The following is a 16,953-nucleotide window of genomic DNA, read 5'->3' as shown; positions in this document are numbered from 1 at the left end:
GCCTCATCATTGCCATGCTCACAGATTTCCACGTCACACTTGTGGAATCGCGTGGGCGCAGAATTGAATACCTTGAGCGTGCAGTGGAAATGCTTGATCTATCCACGCATGTTCATGTTGCCGGCATAACCCTTGAACGACTCGAAACTGCCCCATTTTCGGTCATTAGCGCACGGGCGTTTGCGCCATTGCCGAAATTGTTTGAGCTCGCCGCTCGGTTTTCCACAAATAACACTTTGTGGCTATTGCCAAAGGGGCGTAATGCAAATCAAGATTGGGACGAGGCACGAAAAGTCTGGGATGGTAATTTTCAGGTTATGACCAGCGTAACCGACCAAGAGGCGGGAATTCTCGTCGGCACTTTATCGGACGAGCGCGCAAAACGCACCAAATTCGAAAAACAGGGGCAATAGCCATGATCCGAATAGCCATAGCAAACCAAAAGGGTGGGGTCGGAAAAACAACAACCGCGATCAATCTTGCGACAGCGCTTGCCGCAAGTGGTTGGCGCTGTGTGCTGGTAGATATGGATCCCCAGGGTAATGCTTCTACCGGGTTGGGCCTGAAACAAGCCCAGCGGGTTCATAGCAGCTATGATCTATTGCTTGGTGATGCATCGTTAAAGGACGCGGCGATTCCTACCCTGATTCCGAATCTGGATATGGTGCCCGCGACGGTTGATTTGTCCGGCGCAGAGATTGAGCTTGTGGAGTATGAAGATCGGACAGGTCGTTTGAAAGCAGCTTTTGACAAATCCGATGCGCACTGGGACATTTGTTTGATAGACTGTCCGCCTTCGCTCGGACTGATCACCATCAACGCACTTGTGGCGGTAGATTCGATCTTGGTACCGTTGCAATGTGAATTTTTTGCGCTCGAGGGATTAAGCCAGTTGTTACAAACAGTTGAGCGAATTCAAGGGCGGTTCAATCCTGCTTTGACCATCATGGGCGTAGCTCTCACAATGTATGACAAGCGCAACAGACTGACCGAACAAGTGGCTGACGACGTGCGCAGTTGTTTGGGCGAACTTGTATTTGATACGGTTATTCCGCGGAATGTGCGTTTATCCGAAGCTCCCAGCCACGGGCTGCCTGCGTTAGTGTATGACCACCGATGCTCTGGATCAGAAGCATATATCCAACTTGCACGAGAATTGATTGGCCGCTTGCCGGCCCGGGAGTTAGCAGCGTGAGCAACGACAATTTGTCAGAAAAATCGCCCCTGAAAAAGAAGATGGGCTTGGGGCGGGGTTTAGATGCCTTGTTGGGCGAGGCGCTAGGCGGCGATAAGGCGACGGCGAAAGCATCGTCGGAACGTGACATGCGCAGCCCGGGCGTGGCCACTTTGTCGGTCGTAGACATTCGTCCCAATCCGGATCAGCCCCGGCGGCATTTTTCCGATGAGAAGCTGGATGAACTTGCGGCTAGCATTGCAAAGCATGGGATAATTCAGCCCATAGTCGTGCGCCCTTTTGAAGGCGGCTACCAGATCGTCGCGGGTGAACGTCGGTGGCGGGCGGCGCAGCGGGCGCAATTGCATGATCTCCCCGCTATCGTGCGCAATTTCGATGATGCCGAAACTCTTGAAATTGCGCTGCTTGAGAATATCCAGCGACAGGATTTAAATCCGATAGAAGAAGCGGAGGCTTATAGAAAGCTTACCGAACTGTTTGGACATAGTGCGGCGGAGCTTGCCGAGTTGGTAAACAAATCGCGCAGCCATGTCGCAAATATGATGCGCTTGCTGGATTTGCCGCAAACGCTGCGCGACTTGGTCTCTGAAGAGAAATTGAGCATGGGTCACGCGCGGGCTCTCTTGGGAAGCGCCAATGCTGTCCAGTTGGCAATGCTAGTGATTAAAAATGGCTTGTCGGTTCGCGCAACCGAAGCACTTGTGCAGCAGGAACGTGCGCCCAAGAACAAAAACAACAAAGCAGCAGCCATCCAACCGGAAAATGCCGATATTCGCGCGGTCGAGTCGCATCTGGGCGATCTCTTGGGACTAAGGGTGCGCATCGCGCAAAAGAATGCCACAGGCGCTGGCGCGGTCACGTTTGAATATGGCAGTTTGGACCAACTGGATATGTTGTGTCAGCGATTAACCGGCGAAAAATTTTAACCATAGCCGCGTCCAAAATTTACGCGTTAACCTTTCGAACACGCAATTTGATCACAAGATACTGTTTTTATTGATATTTATCTATCTAATCATAGCCATGGTCCGGGGCCAGGCGACGGCTGTTAACCACGATGTGCAGCAAAGCTTTATGATTCCATGTGCATACAGGGCGTCGAATGCAGTGGGGCATTCCAAAACTGCTTTGTCACAAAGGACCAGAACTATGTTGAACAAGACGAAAATCGCCCTTTTGGGCGCGATGGCTGTTGCCGCTACGGCATCGACCGGCGCTCAAGCCGCTACTCAAACTGCAAATGCCGAAGTTGACATCATTGCAGCAGTCCAGCTCGCGCAAAACGCTTCGCTCGACTTCGGTGTCGTTGCTTCAGGTGCCTCTGCTGGAACCGTAGAGCTACCTACCGGCGCCGACACCCGCACCTGTACCGCAGGACTGACATGTGTCGGGACTGCGCAGCGTGGTCAATTTACGGTCAGTGGCGCAGCGACCGGCTTTACGGTGGCGATTTCGGTGCCAGCATCGACAACATTAACATCGGGCGGCAATACCATGACGCTTGCGCTTACGCCGTCAATCACGTCATTTACCTCAGTTGGCGCACCACAGGTATTTTACGTCGGCGGTAGCTTGGCTGTTGGCGCCAGCCAACCGGCGGGCAACTATACTGGTACCTATACGGTCTCTGCGGACTACCAATAAGCCCAAAATCATATTCCAACGCTTGTAAAAATTGATCCCCCGGTGGCCTGGCCTCCGGGGGCTTTTTTTGTCCGCAGATATCGTTAGCAGGATAGTAACCATATTCATGCATGTTGCCACAACGGACCAGTGTGGAGGGATTGACCGCCCGACACAAATTCAATGTGGGTGAATATAACATGTTTAAATTGCTGGGAAAAGCACACCGGGTGAAACCCGGCCCTAGGGCTGCGTTGACCATTTTATTGTCAGCTATACCGTTGACCGCCGCCGTGCCTGCGCACGCCGCAGGAGATTTGCTGATCGCGCCGACGCGAGTCATTTTGGATAGCCCGCGCGGAACTGAGGTTATCCTCAATAATATTGGCGACGAAGAGGCAACATACCGCGTCACGCTTGAACTGCGCCGGATGAATGACCAGGGCAAGTTGGAAGATGTGAATCCTGAATCGATCACGGAAAAGGAAAAAGCGGCGTTAACCGCCGTACGTTATGCACCGCGGCGCGTCACTCTTCCGCCGAACCAGCCACAATCGATTCGAATTGGCATTCAACCGGATGCAGCACTGCCGGATGGGGAATATCGTGCGCATATGCTTTTTCGCGCTATCCCCAAAACTCCTCCTGCGGATGTGTCCGGCAATACAACCGAAGGCTTCAGAATTCAGATCACGCCGATTTACGGCATCAGCATTCCAGTCATAGTCCGAAAGGGTAATCTTGAGGCCACAGCGACGTTGAGTAATGTCCGCTTTGGCATGGACGAGGAGGGGCCGACGCTGGAACTGGACCTCAATCGATCCGGCGACAGATCCCTTTTTGGTGAAATTCATGTATCGAAACCCGGTATTCCAGCGCCAGTTAGCGTGACAAAAGGCATCGCGGCCTATCCGGAAATAGCCCGGCGGACCGTGTCTATTCCCATAACCCCGCAGCTTGCGGTTCAGTTGCGCGGCGAAGTCATCATTTCTTATTATGAGGCACCTGAAGCAGGTGGCGGCCTTATTAGCCAGGTGCGCTCCATTTTGCCCTGACTTTGTGGTCACGAAATCCTGAATGCGTAACATCCTCCAAAAGGCCGTAAAGGCAATGACGGCAATTGCCGTCGCAACCGGGATACTTGTGATCCCGGCTGCTCCTGCTTTTGCGTCGGGCTGGCAAGCCAATGAGGATGATGCCTTGTTGTTGGATGTACGCGCTGGTCAGTGGCGCCTCGGCGATGGCGTGCGTGGTTATCAAACCGACACTGGCATTTGCATTGATCTGGCCGATACGATAATTGCATTTGATTTGCCGATAAGGCTGGACAAGAAGTCGCGCCGCGCAACTGGGTGGTTGTTCGAAGAAAGCCGGACGTTCTCGCTCGATCGCGAAGCTGGCATAGTACAAATCATGAACAACACGCAAAAGCTCGCGCCAGCGGACGTTCGGGACGTACCTGAGGGTTGGTGTGTTTCCGCGGTGGTGATGGCCGATTGGCTGGATGTGACACTTAAAGTGGACCAATCCAATGCATTAATCCTGATCAACGCTAACCGGAAACTGCCGTTCGAACTTGCCGAAGAGCGCAAAGCACGCGCGACTAAGGTTAGAGCGCCGAAAGAATTCGACTTGAGTAGCCTGCCGCAAGCGTCAAATCCTTATAAGTTGTTCCGTCCGCCCTCCGTTGACGTCGTGGCGTCGATAAGCGCAGCCCATGATCAGCGCTCCGGCAAGCGGGCCGACGCACGTTACGAGATTTTCGCTACTGGCGAAGTGGCCGGGGCATCATTCGATGCGCGGCTGTCATCAAACGGTCGGGGCGTTCCAGAAAGCCTTCGGCTCCGTGCTTACCGGACGGATCCCGGGAGTGAACTTTTGGGGCCGCTCAACGCAACACATTTTGCCTTGGGGGATGTGGCCACCAATGCGACAGCGCTTGGTATTCAAACCACTGCAGGGCGCGGCGCCTTTGTTACAAACCGCCCTCTGAACAGGCCAGCCAGCTTCGACCGCACCGTCTTTCGAGGAGAATTGCCCGAAGGGTGGGATGCGGAGCTTTACCGTAACGACCAGTTAATCGGCTATGTCCAAAGCCGAGGCGACGGGCGCTTCGAATTTCTCGACGTGAACTTGCTTTACGGCCAGAACAGGTTTGAGGTGGTATTATACGGCCCTCAAGGGCAAGTGCGCCGTGAAGTGAAAATGATTCCAGTTGGCCTGGACTCCATTCCGCCGCGAGAAACTTATTACTGGGCTGCTATACAGGATGCGGGACGCGATCTGGTAAATGTGGGCCGCGCGGAACAGAATGATTATCTTGGCTGGCGTGCGGGATTTGGCTTGGAACGGGGTCTTGACCCAAAGACGTCAGTCGCAGCGTCGCTATTTAGCTCAATGCTGCGCGGACAGCGCCAATATTATCTTGAAGCGTCGGTCCGCCGCGCTGTCGGGCCCACCCTGATTGAAATGGCAAGTGCCGCCAATATTATTGGCGGCTATGCATTGCGGGGACAAGTGCTGGCACAAGTGGGCAAAGCGCTTGTGACCGGGGAAAGTGCCTGGCTTTTCGGAAACTATCAGAGCGAGCGATATGATAAGGATGTCCGGCATTTTAACAGCATGTCGCTTGACCATGTGTTGAAATTCGGACGCACGTATTTACCTGTTCGCGGCGAGCTGCGCTACATTGAGCGGATCGACGGAGGCAGCCGTATTGAGGCTGCATCGAGAGTTTCCTTTCAAGTCAGTAAGTTAAACGCGAGCGCGGAACTCGAATGGTCGCAAGACCGGAACAGAGGCAGCGTCGATGCAACCTCGCGACTTGATTCAGCATTACGGCTTTCCGGACGGGTAGGTGGGTTGCGTCTGCGCGGCGAAGCAACATTTGCTCTGTCCGGAGACGCCGGATTCCGCGAATCCAGAATTACGGGTGAATGGCGGGCGGGAGAGCGGGCCGACTGGAAAGTTGCAGCGGGCTACTCCGCAAGCGACTCGCGGGGGCGTCTGTCACTAGGTCACAGCCGCAGATTCAAACATTTTGCCATAACAGGACAAGTGGAGGCCGCGAGTGATGGATCCGTCGCAGCCGGATTGAATCTCGCCTTCAGCCTGGGTCCAAACCCGCACAGGGGCGGGATTCGCGTGGCGGCAGAAAAGCTTGCATCATCTGGACAGGCATTTGCTGTCGTTTTTCAGGACGACAATGCCGACGGCATCCGTCAGGCCAATGAGGCTGTGCAGCAAAATGTCGAACTGACAGCGGGATCAACGGGTCGTGGGGCCCCGACCGACACCGAAGGGCGCACTATCATAGATGGCCTTGTACCCTATGAGCATATTCTGATTGGGATTGATGCATCAAGCTTGCCTGATCCCTTCGTTCAACCGGCCACAAGCGGCATTGTAATCACACCGCGCCCCGGCATTCCGACAATCATTGAGCTGCCACTTGTTGCTGCGGGCGAAATCTCAGGAAGCTTGCAGCGTGAGGGTGGAAAATCGCTGAGCGGTGTCGATGTCGAGCTTCTTGATAAAGATGGCCGGGTCGTAAAGTCTAGCCGCACTGAATATGACGGGTTTTTCCTTTTCGAATTTGTGCCCTACGGCAATTATCGCGTCCGCGTCGCGCCTTTATCCGCCAACATTATAGGCGTGGCCACAGAACTGCCGGGTGTTGCGGCACTAAGCAAAGCAAGCGGCACTGTCGATATGGGTGTCATCATAGCGCGAGCGGTTCCACGGCTTGCGAATATTGCCACGGGACCCACCGGCGCAGCCCAGGGGCCCTAAACGGGCGGCATTGCATCCACGCGCAGATTTACGCGTTGCTGTTGCTGAATAGAAAAGGCTCGCATAGGCTTTGCGCGGGAGTTAATTTATGGATGCAGCGCGATCTTTGAAACAGAATGGGGTGAAGCGGCACCGACTGTCCACACGGATCTGGCATTGGTCAAACGCCGTTTTTGCCACGATATTGCTAATGAGTGGTCTGATGATCTTCAATGCGCATCCGCAACTTTATTGGGGTGCATATGGGTCACGCGAAGATTATGCGTGGTTGCAAATTGACGACACTCGCACAACGGGTTTTGTGAGAATCGGAAACGCGCGGGTAGAAACCACTGGCGTTCTCGGACTCTCCTTGGATGCTGATGACAAGTTGCGTCGGGTCGCGTTTCCCGGATGGGCAACGATACCGACCCACTATGATCTCGCGGCTGCGCGGCGTTGGCATTTCGCCTTTGCATGGTTGTTCGCATTCGGATTGACGGCGTTTATGCTCGTTTCGTTGTTCAACGGGCATATCCGCAAGGACTTGCACGTTCGCCAGCGGGAGTGGAGCTTAAGCGCGCTTTGGAGCGACATTAAAAATCATGCCCGGCTGCGCTTTGGCGATGCGCACGGTGCAAGCAACTATAATATAATACAAAAATTGAGTTATATTGGGGTGATATTCCTTTTACTCCCGATGTTGATCCTGACGGGGATCACTATGTCCCCAGCCATGAATGCAGCATGGCCTTGGTTGTTAGACATATTTGGTGGACGGCAATCAGCGCGGTCCCTTCATTTCATTGCAGCAGCTTTATTGAGCATTTTCGTAGGCGTGCATTTGGTTATGGTCCTGCTCTCCCGACCAATAAATGGCGTCCGTTCGATGATAACCGGGTGGCATATGCCGTCGCCGAAATCCGATTCTGCGGAGAGCATGTCATGACCTATGACCGCAAATTGTTGCGCCGGCGTGACCTGCTGCGTGGCGCAACCTTGGGGAGCAGCGCGCTGATCCTAAGTGGTTGTGACGCCATGAATGAGAATGCGACATTTCGGTCTGCTCTGCGGGTGGCGGAAAAGCTGAACCAAGCGACGCACCGCACGCTGACGCATCGCGCGACATTGGCACCCGAATTTGCGATGTCGGACATCTCGCCGGTGTTTAAAACCAATGGTTCGCTGACCGGGACTTCAACGGACTATCTGGCGCATCTGCAAAACAATTTCGCAGATTGGCGTTTGCGCATTGATGGCATGGTGGCTAACCCGATGAATGTTAGTCTGGACGCGCTCAGATCGATGCCAGCGCGCACGCAGATCACGCGGCATGATTGCGTGGAGGGATGGAGCGCCATTGCACAATGGCAAGGCACGCCGCTTCGGCTCTTGCTACAACAGGCGCGATTGTCGAACCAAGCAAAGTATATCGTTTTTCACTGTGCCGACAATTACGGCGCACGCCCTTATTATGAATCGATTGACCTGATCGACGCCTTTCATCCGCAGACCATATTGGCGTGGAGTATGAACGGCGAAACGCTTCCAGTGAAATATGGAGCGCCCGTCCGGCTCCGGGTGGAACGTCAATTGGGATACAAGCACGCCAAATATGTCATGCGTATCGAAGCAACGGACGATCTATCAACATTCTACGGCGGGAAGGGCGGATATTGGGAAGATGTCGGTGACTATGAGTGGTATGCCGGAATCTAGGCTTGCACGCCTGCGCCGTTAATGGAAAAGCCTTTGTAGATAATAGGGAGACCCATGCAACATGAAGACACGCGCCGCAGTAGCTTTTGAAGCCAAAAAGCCCTTGGAAATCGTTGAGCTTGATCTTGAAGGTCCAAAGGCAGGCGAAGTGCTCGTGGAAATCATGGCGACGGGCATCTGCCACACCGACGCTTATACGCTCGACGGTTTTGACAGCGAGGGCATATTCCCATCGGTGCTTGGCCATGAAGGCGCAGGGATTGTCCGCGAGGTTGGCGCGGGCGTGACCAGCGTGAAGGCTGGCGATCATGTCATCCCATTGTACACGCCTGAATGCCGGCAGTGTAAAAGCTGCCTTTCTGGCAAGACCAACCTATGCACCGCAATTCGTGCGACGCAAGGAAAGGGGCTGATGCCTGATGGAACAAGCCGGTTCAGTTATAAGGGGCAGACAATCTACCATTATATGGGCTGCTCGACGTTTTCGAACTTCACCGTCTTGCCGGAGATCGCAGTTGCCAAAATTCGTGAAGATGCGCCGTTCCAGTCAAGTTGTTACATCGGTTGCGGCGTAACGACGGGTGTTGGCGCAGTTGTAAACACGGCTAAGGTGCAGGTGGGCGACAATGTTGTTGTGTTTGGCCTTGGCGGTATTGGCCTGAACGTTATCCAAGGCGCGCGATTGGCGGGTGCGGGCATGATCATCGGCGTGGACATCAACCCTGACCGCGAGGAATGGGGGCGCAAGTTCGGAATGACAGCGTTCCTCAATTCCCAGGGCATGAGCCGCGAAGATGTTGTCGCAAAAATTGTACAGATGACTGAGGGCGGCGCGGATTATACCTTCGATGCAACGGGGAATACGGAGGTCATGCGGACTGCGCTTGAGGCGTGCCATCGCGGTTGGGGCACAAGCATCATCATTGGCGTCGCCGAAGCCGGCAAGGAAATTTCCACGCGACCATTTCAGCTGGTAACAGGCCGTAACTGGCGTGGAACCGCTTTTGGCGGGGCCAAAGGGCGCACAGATGTGCCAAAGATCGTCGATATGTACATGACCGGCAAAATCGAGATTGACCCGATGATTACGCATGTCATGGGTCTGGAAGACATCAACAAAGCTTTTGATTTGATGCATGCTGGGGAAAGCATCCGCAGCGTTGTCGTGTTTTAACCGAGGGAGAGACGAATATGTTCAGTCACATGATGGTCGGCAGCAATGATATTGCCCGTTCAAAAAAATTCTACGACGCAACCTTCGCCGCGATGGGTGGAAAGCCCGGTATTCAGGATCCAAAGGGCCGTTTGATCTACATGCACAACGGATCGATGTTCCTTGTCACCCCGCCGATCGATGGCAATCCAGCGACGCATGGCAATGGCTGCACCATTGGATTCGCCATGACGCCAGAGCAAGCCAATGCATGGCATCAGGCTGGCGTCGACAATGGCGGGGAAGCCATTGAGGATGCGCCCGGCATCCGGGAAGGCAACGGGATGAAATTGTACCTGGCCTATTTGCGCGATCCTGATGGCAATAAACTGTGCGCTTTGCACCGTGTTACTGACTGATACGCCACAGCCATGACCGATGCCGAAGCGCAGCTTTATAATGACTTGGCTGCGCTCGGCATCGTTTACGAAGTATATGAACATCCCGCTGTCTTCACAGTGGCGGAGAGCAGCCAGCACAATGATGCAATACCAGGCGCGCATACAAAGAACTTCTTCTTGAAGGATAAAGCGGGGAAGTATTTTCTCGTGACCGTTCCAGCCGACGCCCGCGTTGATCTTAAAGCACTGCCCGCCGCCATCGGATGCGGACGCGTCAGTTTTGGCAAAGCCGAAGACATGGAACACTTGATTGGGGTAACGCCCGGGTCGGTCACTGCTCTGGCCATCATGAATGACTCCGCTGGCGAAGTGGGGTTTGTTCTTGATGCTTCCTTGATGGAGGCGGAGCTCATCAACTGTCATCCCTTGCGCAATACGGCGACACTTGGCCTTGCGCCTGATGACCTTGTTCGGGCAGTAACATTTTGGCGGCATCCACCGTTCATCAGGGCTATTCCGATAATGGAGTCGGTATGACTTTCGAAACTGTGTCCACCAATATGGCCTTTGGCGGCGTTCAAGGTGTCTATCGCCACGCATCGACGGCAACGGGGACTGACATGACGTTCTCCGTTTACGTGCCACCCCACACTAAGGGCGAACGGCTTCCGGTCGTGTGGTTTCTGTCGGGCCTGACCTGCACCCATGCCAATGTGACAGAAAAGGGTGAATTCCGGCGCGCATGTGCTGAACTTGGCTTGATTTTCATCGCACCCGACACCAGCCCCCGTGGCGAGGGCGTTCCTGATGACGCAGAAGGTGGCTATGATTTCGGCCTTGGTGCTGGCTTTTATGTGAACGCCACACAAGCACCCTTTGATACGCATTACCGGATGCGGGATTACGTTGAGACCGAACTGCCGGCGATCATTGCATCAAATTTCCCTGCCGACATGCAGCGGCAAGCAATCATGGGGCATTCCATGGGCGGCCATGGCGCATTGACCATCAGCCTACGAAACCCGGGACGGTTCCGCTCAACCTCTGCGCTCGCGCCTATTGTATCGCCAATGGACTGTCCGTGGGGCGAAAAAGCACTGGGGGGCTATATCGGGCAGGATCGGACGCAATGGCGTGCCTATGACAGCGTGGCGCTGATCGAAGATGGCGCACGCCTGCCTGACCTATTGGTGGATCAAGGCAGCGACGACAATTTCCTTGAGACGCAACTCAAGACGCATTTACTTGTCGAGCAATGCGCAGCAGTCGGCCAGCCAGCGACCATCCGGATGCAGCCCGGCTATGACCACAGCTATTACTTTATCTCAACCTTCATGGGCGCGCATCTGACCTGGCATGCTGATCGATTGAAAGGCTGAGATTTTGGGCACTGGCGAAATCGAACATGGCGGGGTAAAATGCCAAATGCCTCGCGGGTGTAGCTCAATGGTAGAGCAGCAGCTTCCCAAGCTGAATACGGGGGTTCGATTCCCCTCACCCGCTCCATGATTTCGCCGGACGGGCCCTTTGTCTTGTTGGATGATGCCCGGGAGCATGATGCATCGCCTGCGCGCCTTTATGCTAACCCTGTCGAGATACTGACTGCCCGCACGAGCGACGACATCGACCGGCTATTGGTATCGCTTCGACAAGCACAAAATGACGGGCTCCATGCCGCCGGCTTTTTGGGATATGAAGCAGGGACGCACTTCCTGCCCAATTTGTCCCCGGCCGATGGATTAAATGCTTGGTTCGGGTTATTTAGAGATTTCAGAAGCATAGCCACAGACGCCTTGCCGTCATTCTTGCCCGATCCCGCTGGTTGCTGGCTTTCCGAGCTTCGCCCGAGCATTTCACGCGCCGATTACAGCGAGGCATTCGCAACGGTGCAGGATTATATCCGCGCAGGCGATATTTATCAGGCCAATCTGACATTTCCGCTGACGGCTGATTATGCAGGTGACCCGCTGGCCTTATATGCTGCATTACGTAAGCGCGCCAGCGCCGGCTATGGCGGTGTCATCTGGACCGGCGAAGCGCATTATCTTTCGTTTTCCCCGGAACTGTTTTTCGCGCTAAAGGGCCAGAGGGTCACGACGAAGCCAATGAAGGGAACGGCCCAGCGTCAGCCTGATCCCCAAAAGGACGCCGAAGTGGCTGAGTTACTCCGCACTGAACCAAAGCAGCGGGCAGAAAATTTGATGATTGTGGATCTGCTGCGTAACGACCTGTCCCGGGTTTGCACAGCAGGGTCGGTGGAGGTACCATCATTATTTCACATTGAAAGCTATCCGACCGTTCATCAGATGACTTCCACGGTTACAGGCGTGTTGAGCGACCACAAAGATGCCGTTGACGTCATAACGGCCCTATTTCCGTGTGGCTCGATTACCGGCGCACCTAAAATCCGGGCAATGCAAATTGTAGAAGAAGTCGAAACTGCACCGCGCGGTGTTTATTGCGGTTCTTTCGGCCGGATCGACAACAATGGCGATGCTGCATTCAACGTTGCCATTCGTACATTTACCGTGTGTGATGCAACGAAGTCGCTCACGTTCGGCTTGGGGTCTGGGATCGTAGCAGATTCCAACGAAACAGATGAATGGGCCGAGTGTCTGGCCAAAGGGGATTTTGCCAAATTGGATAGTCACGGGTTTGATCTTATTGAAACGATGCGTTTTGAACCCATGACGGGGATCATGCGGCTCGAGCAACATCTTGAGCGGATGAAGACCAGCGCCATGGCCTTTGGTTTTGAATTCGATCGGCATGAAATGCGCAATCGCCTGCACGCGGGGATATTTCACCTTGAACATCTTTCGAAAATCCGGCTCATGGTATCGCGGCACGGTGGGCAGGCAGTTGAAATCTGGCCCTTGGAAGATGTTGCCGAATGGCGCGTAGGCGTTGTCCCGCTTCCGGTTACTCCGCAGGATTTTCGGCTGCGTCACAAAATCACCGACCGCGCCTTTTACGATAATGCGCGCAAATCGCGACCCGATTGCGATGAAGTCATCTTTGTCGGAACGGACGGTCTGCTTACCGAAGGCAGCATAACCGCTGTGTTTGTGGAACGGGACGGCAAGTTGCTTACCCCTCGGTTGGAGACTGGGCTGCTCCCGTCCATTTTGCGTCGTGAACTGCTTGAGACTGGGCAAGCCGAAGAGGCTGATCTGACGCTCCGTGATTTAGGCGAGCAATTTTGGGTCGGCAACAGTCTGCGGGGATTAATAAGGGCCAACAGGGTTGCGTAACTTTTGACGAGCCATTAGGGGCAGGCACGCAATTTCTGTTCAATAATAGCGCGAAAGTATGATGATGATTGACCGTCTGTCGGCTGCCCTTGGGCGGATTGCTCCTTCTGCGACGCTCGCCATGTCGGGCCGCGTGATCGATTTGAAAGAGCAAGGTATTGATGTCATCGGCCTGTCTGCTGGCGAGCCAGATTTTGACACGCCTGACTTCGTCAAAGATGCTGCCATTCAGGCGATCCGGGACGGAATGACCAAATATACCGCAGTGGACGGCATCGCGCCGCTGAAGCAGGCAATCATCGCCAAGTTCAAGCGCGATAACAATATCGACTATTCGCCAAAGCAAATCACCGTCAACTCGGGCGGAAAGCACACTTTGTTCAACGCGCTTGTGGCGACTATCGATGCGGGCGACGAAGTCATCATCCCTGCGCCATATTGGGTGAGCTATCCCGATATTGTCCAATTTGCAGGCGGTACGCCAGTCATCGTCATGGCAACAGCCGCGCAAAATTACAAAATTACTCCTGAGCAGCTGGATGCAGCCATTACCCCCAAGACGCGCTGGCTTATCTTGAATTCCCCTTCCAACCCGACAGGGGCCGCCTATGACGCGGCGGAGTTGAAGGCGCTGGGCGAGGTGTTGTTAAGACACCCGCATGTGATGCTGCTGTCGGATGATATGTACGAGCATATCTGGTATGCGCCAAAGCCCTTCGCAACGATGCTTCAGGTCTGCCCAGACCTGTATGATCGTACCTTGACGATGAATGGCGCTTCGAAATCCTATGCCATGGCAGGTTGGCGGATTGGCTACGCGGGCGGCCCAGCCTGGCTCATTAAAGCAATGGCCGATTTGCAGTCGCAGTCCACCAGTAACCCGTGTTCGATCAGCCAATATGCGGTGCTCGCGGCGTTGAATGGCCCGCAAGACTTTTTGCGCGAACGGAACATCGCGTTTCGTGAACGCAGGGATATTGTCGTAGCGATGCTTAACGATGCGCCTGGCCTCAGCTGCCCCACGCCTGAAGGCGCATTTTACGTCTATCCTGACGCTACGGGCGTTATGGGCAAGAAAACGCCTCAAGGGCGGACCATCCAAACCGATGCTGATCTTATCGACTATTTCCTCGACGAATATCGTGTTGCTGCGGTGCATGGTGCAGCCTTTGGATTATCGCCCGGTTTCCGCATTTCTTACGCAACTTCGTCGGATATTCTAAAAGAAGCATGCACGCGCATCCAGTCGGCTTGCGCTGCGCTCACTTGAACGGGCTTGTTCCAATATCCACCGGCGTTAACGCTCATTTAATCTGAGGTCTGCTTGAAACTATTTGTAGCGGGCAGGCGTATCTACCTTAGCTTTAATACAGGTAGCCAGAAAGCGAGATGACCGATGGACCGCATATTCAACTTCGTGCGATCAGATCTATTCCTCAGTTTAATCGGCGGATTTGCACTCGGCGTTGCAGGCTTGGCGTTTATAAAGCCAGCCAGCGCGAATGATGTTAAGGCTGAAACTGCGCAGTCGCTCTCCATTGGAAACCTGTCCTATGAAACAGCATCACAGAACCCCTAAACGTGTCTTCCGCCTTCTAAATCTGGTATTGCTATTGGGAATGGCGGCCGGCTGTGGGTCGGAGATCGGCGCGCCCGTCGGCAGTGCACACGCAACGGAGGGTATCCGCATAGCGGCCCCTGCAAAAGCTATCGTTGAGCCCAAGGCGCAGCAGGTTGCCGTATTTGCAGGTGGCTGTTTCTGGGGCGTTGAGGCAGTTTTCGAACGCGTGAAGGGCGTGACCCGAGTTGAACCCGGCTATTCAGGCGACACAAAAGCGACAGCGGATTATGACCTCGTCAGTGCTGGCCGGACGAAGCATGCGGAATCTGTGCGGGTGTTTTATAACCCGGCTCTCGTCAGCTATAACGACTTGCTGCATATATTCTTTTCTGTGGCGCATGACCCAACCCAGATAAATCGCCAAGGACCCGACCGAGGCGCGCAATATCGCACCGCCATTTTCCCCGTAAATGATGGACAGCGCGTTGCCGCGCAGGCCTATATTGCGCAACTGGACAAGGCGGCATATTGGAAGAAGCCGATCGTCACCACGATTGAACCTCTAAGCTTCTTTCCGGCGGAATCCTATCATCAGGATTTCATGGCAAAGAACCCGCAGCATCCGTATATACTGCAGTGGGACAAGCCGAAGATTGCCAATCTCAATCGGCTTTTTGCGAACCGTGTGCGGTAGTTACCCGCGATAGGCTGGTATAGCCCAGCCTTTCCAGATCGCCATGGCGCGCAAGGCAAATCCGGCCAGCGCGCTGATGATTGCGGCTGGCCACACCGGAAGGCCCAAATACATCAGCAGCCCAAACAGGCCTGAGGCAAGTGCCGCGGCGGTTACGTAGATTTCAGGCTTTAGCAGGATTGATGGCTCACCTGCCAACACATCACGTATAATGCCGCCAACGCAGGCCGTAATGACGCCCATCATCATGGCGGGCAATAAAGGCACACCAAGCGTTAGGGATTTCCAGGTGCCGAACACGGCGTAGATGGCAATTCCAACCGCATCGAACCAGTCCAGCGCGCGGGCATTCCAGACATTGCGTGGTGTAATCCAAACAAGCATTGCCATAATCATGCAGGTTGCGGCAAAACGCCAATCCTGAACCCAGAACACGGGCGCGCCGATCAACAGGTCACGCACTGTGCCACCGCCAACTCCGGTAATGAGAGCGAAGAAGGAAAAGGTCACCAGCGTCTGTTGCCGTTGGGCAGCCGCTAAAGCCCCTGAGGCGGCGAAAACAGCGATACCAAATAGATCAAGCCACGAGATCATGGCCGGCGCAATCTGGACCGCCTGGGTTATCATTACATGTGGATCGGCTTGCCGGTTACAGCCATTGCCGCTTCTTTGAGAGCTTCGGCATGCGTCGGGTGGGCGTGGCAAGTATAGGCAATGTCTTCCGACGTCGCCCCAAATTCCATCGCGGTGCACGCTTCGGCAATCATGCTGCCAGCAATCGACGCGATGATGTGCACGCCCAGGACACGATCAGTCTTCGCGTCTGCAATGACCTTCACAAAACCGTCTGTGTCTCGATTTGTCTTTGCCCGACTGTTCGCCATCATCGGGAACTTGCCCACTTTGATTTCGCCGCCCGAAGCAGCAGCACTCTCTTTGGCTTCTTCCTCCGTCAGGCCAACACTCGCAATCTCGGGATAAGTATAGACGACGCCGGGGATGACGTCATGGTTGATGATTCCCGTCAGGCCAGCCACAAACTCTGCGGCAGCGATGCCCTCATCCTCGGCCTTGTGCGCCAGCATTGGGCCAGGGCAAACGTCACCCACGGCATAAATGCCTGGAACGCTGGTCTGGAAATCATGACCAATTTCGATTTGCCCACGTTGGTTGACCGTGACGCCAGCCTTATCGAGCGCAAGGCCGTCGGTGTTTGCACGGCGACCAATTGCGACGAGGACGCAATCGGCTTCGATCGTTTCGCTGGCGCCCCCTGCGGCCGGTTCCACAGTCAGCGTTGCCGTTCCACCATTAACGGTGGCCCCTGTGACTTTCGTCCCAGTGCGTATGTTGAAGCCCTGTTTCTTGAAGATCTTCGCGGCTTCCTTGCGGACTTCCCCATCCATGCCGGGCAGGATCTGGTCGAGATATTCCACGACAGTCACCTGCGCGCCAAGACGCAGCCACACGCTGCCCAGTTCAAGGCCAATGACACCGCCGCCGATGACCACAAGGTGCTTTGGCACTGTGGGCAAGGCAAGTGCGCCAGTGGAGTCGACAATGACCTTCTGGTCAATTTCTA

At 54.6% G+C, this 16,953-nt stretch carries 18 protein-coding genes and 1 tRNA gene; 17 read left to right on the top strand and 2 right to left on the bottom strand.

All coding sequences use genetic code 11. The features are described 5' to 3' along the window. From ACK4S7_RS10975 to msrA, 17 genes are all read left to right on the top strand, one after another. The coding region (locus ACK4S7_RS10975) for an RsmG family class I SAM-dependent methyltransferase (protein ID WP_409646751.1) at positions 1-413 on the top strand (413 nt) is incomplete at its 5' end. Positions 414-415: 2 nt separating this feature from the next. After that, positions 416-1,195 (top strand): ParA family protein, encoded by a 780-nt coding sequence (locus tag ACK4S7_RS10970; RefSeq protein ID WP_409646749.1) that lies wholly within the window; start codon positions 416-418, stop codon positions 1,193-1,195. Beyond that, the gene (locus tag ACK4S7_RS10965) at positions 1,192-2,121 is read left to right on the top strand and encodes a ParB/RepB/Spo0J family partition protein (protein ID WP_409646747.1); all 930 of its coding nucleotides are present in this window, start codon (positions 1,192-1,194) and stop codon (positions 2,119-2,121) included. Before ACK4S7_RS10970 ends, ACK4S7_RS10965 begins: the two co-directional genes overlap by 4 nt. Positions 2,122-2,344: 223 nt before the next feature. Then, positions 2,345-2,839: a DUF4402 domain-containing protein gene (locus ACK4S7_RS10960; RefSeq protein ID WP_409646745.1), complete on the top strand. Its 495-nt coding sequence runs from the start codon at positions 2,345-2,347 to the stop codon at positions 2,837-2,839. Between the two features lie 179 nt (positions 2,840-3,018). Further along, the gene (locus tag ACK4S7_RS10955) at positions 3,019-3,873 is read left to right on the top strand and encodes a molecular chaperone (protein ID WP_409646743.1); all 855 of its coding nucleotides are present in this window, start codon (positions 3,019-3,021) and stop codon (positions 3,871-3,873) included. Between the two features lie 22 nt (positions 3,874-3,895). Next, on the top strand, positions 3,896-6,610 hold the full coding sequence (locus tag ACK4S7_RS10950; protein WP_409646741.1) for a collagen binding domain-containing protein: 2,715 nt from the start codon (positions 3,896-3,898) through the stop codon (positions 6,608-6,610). 88 nt (positions 6,611-6,698) lie between these two features. Further along, positions 6,699-7,538 carry a cytochrome b/b6 domain-containing protein gene (locus tag ACK4S7_RS10945; RefSeq protein ID WP_409646739.1) on the top strand — a complete coding sequence of 280 codons (840 nt, stop codon included), beginning with the start codon at positions 6,699-6,701 and terminating at the stop codon, positions 7,536-7,538. Further along, positions 7,535-8,308 carry a molybdopterin-dependent oxidoreductase gene (locus ACK4S7_RS10940; RefSeq protein WP_409646737.1) on the top strand — a complete coding sequence of 258 codons (774 nt, stop codon included), beginning with the start codon at positions 7,535-7,537 and terminating at the stop codon, positions 8,306-8,308. Before ACK4S7_RS10945 ends, ACK4S7_RS10940 begins: the two co-directional genes overlap by 4 nt. 61 nt (positions 8,309-8,369) lie before the next feature. Next, the gene (locus ACK4S7_RS10935; protein WP_409646735.1) at positions 8,370-9,482 is read left to right on the top strand and encodes an S-(hydroxymethyl)glutathione dehydrogenase/class III alcohol dehydrogenase; all 1,113 of its coding nucleotides are present in this window, start codon (positions 8,370-8,372) and stop codon (positions 9,480-9,482) included. 17 nt (positions 9,483-9,499) lie between these two features. After that, entirely contained in the window at positions 9,500-9,880 is a 381-nt protein-coding gene (locus ACK4S7_RS10930) for a VOC family protein (protein ID WP_409646733.1), read from the top strand. Positions 9,881-9,892: 12 nt separating this feature from the next. Further along, positions 9,893-10,399 (top strand): prolyl-tRNA synthetase associated domain-containing protein, encoded by a 507-nt coding sequence (locus tag ACK4S7_RS10925; RefSeq protein WP_409646732.1) that lies wholly within the window; start codon positions 9,893-9,895, stop codon positions 10,397-10,399. Further along, entirely contained in the window at positions 10,396-11,241 is an 846-nt protein-coding gene (fghA, locus tag ACK4S7_RS10920) for an S-formylglutathione hydrolase (protein ID WP_409646730.1), read from the top strand. The genes ACK4S7_RS10925 and fghA overlap by 4 nt, the downstream gene beginning before the upstream one ends. 53 nt (positions 11,242-11,294) lie before the next feature. Beyond that, positions 11,295-11,368: transfer RNA gene (locus ACK4S7_RS10915), tRNA-Gly, on the top strand. Further along, entirely contained in the window at positions 11,368-13,116 is a 1,749-nt protein-coding gene (gene pabB, locus ACK4S7_RS10910) for an aminodeoxychorismate synthase component I (protein WP_409646729.1), read from the top strand. Before ACK4S7_RS10915 ends, pabB begins: the two co-directional genes overlap by 1 nt. Positions 13,117-13,183: 67 nt before the next feature. After that, the gene (locus tag ACK4S7_RS10905; protein ID WP_409646753.1) at positions 13,184-14,386 is read left to right on the top strand and encodes a pyridoxal phosphate-dependent aminotransferase; all 1,203 of its coding nucleotides are present in this window, start codon (positions 13,184-13,186) and stop codon (positions 14,384-14,386) included. 126 nt (positions 14,387-14,512) lie between these two features. Next, positions 14,513-14,695 (top strand): hypothetical protein, encoded by a 183-nt coding sequence (locus ACK4S7_RS10900; protein WP_409646728.1) that lies wholly within the window; start codon positions 14,513-14,515, stop codon positions 14,693-14,695. A gap of 40 nt (positions 14,696-14,735) precedes the next feature. After that, positions 14,736-15,371, top strand: coding sequence for a peptide-methionine (S)-S-oxide reductase MsrA (gene msrA / locus ACK4S7_RS10895; RefSeq protein WP_409646726.1), 636 nt, complete (start codon positions 14,736-14,738; stop codon positions 15,369-15,371). On the opposite strand, the gene ACK4S7_RS10890 is transcribed toward msrA, so the two are convergent. Continuing rightward, positions 15,372-15,998: a trimeric intracellular cation channel family protein gene (locus ACK4S7_RS10890; RefSeq protein ID WP_409646724.1), complete on the bottom strand. Its 627-nt coding sequence runs from the start codon at positions 15,996-15,998 to the stop codon at positions 15,372-15,374. Beyond that, positions 15,998-16,953 (bottom strand): FAD-dependent oxidoreductase (locus ACK4S7_RS10885; protein WP_409646722.1); only part of this gene is annotated, 956 nt, incomplete at its 5' end. The genes ACK4S7_RS10885 and ACK4S7_RS10890, both read right to left, overlap by 1 nt.

The organism is Sphingorhabdus sp., from assembly GCF_046292425.1.
Taxonomy (GTDB): Bacteria; Pseudomonadota; Alphaproteobacteria; order Sphingomonadales; family Sphingomonadaceae; genus Sphingorhabdus_B.
This window is presented reverse-complemented; position numbering and strand designations above follow the sequence as displayed.

Bases quoted from the DNA above. Each gene is read 5' to 3' on its own strand.
- ACK4S7_RS10970 (WP_409646749.1), top strand. From the start codon at position 416: ATGATCCGAATAGCCATAGCAAACCAAAAGGGTGGGGTCGGAAAAACA.
- ACK4S7_RS10960 (WP_409646745.1), top strand. From the start codon at position 2,345: ATGTTGAACAAGACGAAAATCGCCCTTTTGGGCGCGATGGCTGTTGCC.
- ACK4S7_RS10955 (WP_409646743.1), top strand. From the start codon at position 3,019: ATGTTTAAATTGCTGGGAAAAGCACACCGGGTGAAACCCGGCCCTAGG.
- ACK4S7_RS10950 (WP_409646741.1), top strand. From the start codon at position 3,896: ATGCGTAACATCCTCCAAAAGGCCGTAAAGGCAATGACGGCAATTGCC.
- ACK4S7_RS10945 (WP_409646739.1), top strand. From the start codon at position 6,699: ATGGATGCAGCGCGATCTTTGAAACAGAATGGGGTGAAGCGGCACCGA.
- ACK4S7_RS10940 (WP_409646737.1), top strand. From the start codon at position 7,535: ATGACCTATGACCGCAAATTGTTGCGCCGGCGTGACCTGCTGCGTGGC.
- ACK4S7_RS10935 (WP_409646735.1), top strand. From the start codon at position 8,370: ATGAAGACACGCGCCGCAGTAGCTTTTGAAGCCAAAAAGCCCTTGGAA.
- ACK4S7_RS10930 (WP_409646733.1), top strand. From the start codon at position 9,500: ATGTTCAGTCACATGATGGTCGGCAGCAATGATATTGCCCGTTCAAAA.
- ACK4S7_RS10925 (WP_409646732.1), top strand. From the start codon at position 9,893: ATGACCGATGCCGAAGCGCAGCTTTATAATGACTTGGCTGCGCTCGGC.
- fghA (WP_409646730.1), top strand. From the start codon at position 10,396: ATGACTTTCGAAACTGTGTCCACCAATATGGCCTTTGGCGGCGTTCAA.
- pabB (WP_409646729.1), top strand. From the start codon at position 11,368: ATGATTTCGCCGGACGGGCCCTTTGTCTTGTTGGATGATGCCCGGGAG.
- ACK4S7_RS10900 (WP_409646728.1), top strand. From the start codon at position 14,513: ATGGACCGCATATTCAACTTCGTGCGATCAGATCTATTCCTCAGTTTA.
- msrA (WP_409646726.1), top strand. From the start codon at position 14,736: ATGGCGGCCGGCTGTGGGTCGGAGATCGGCGCGCCCGTCGGCAGTGCA.
- ACK4S7_RS10890 (WP_409646724.1), bottom strand. From the start codon at position 15,998: ATGATAACCCAGGCGGTCCAGATTGCGCCGGCCATGATCTCGTGGCTT.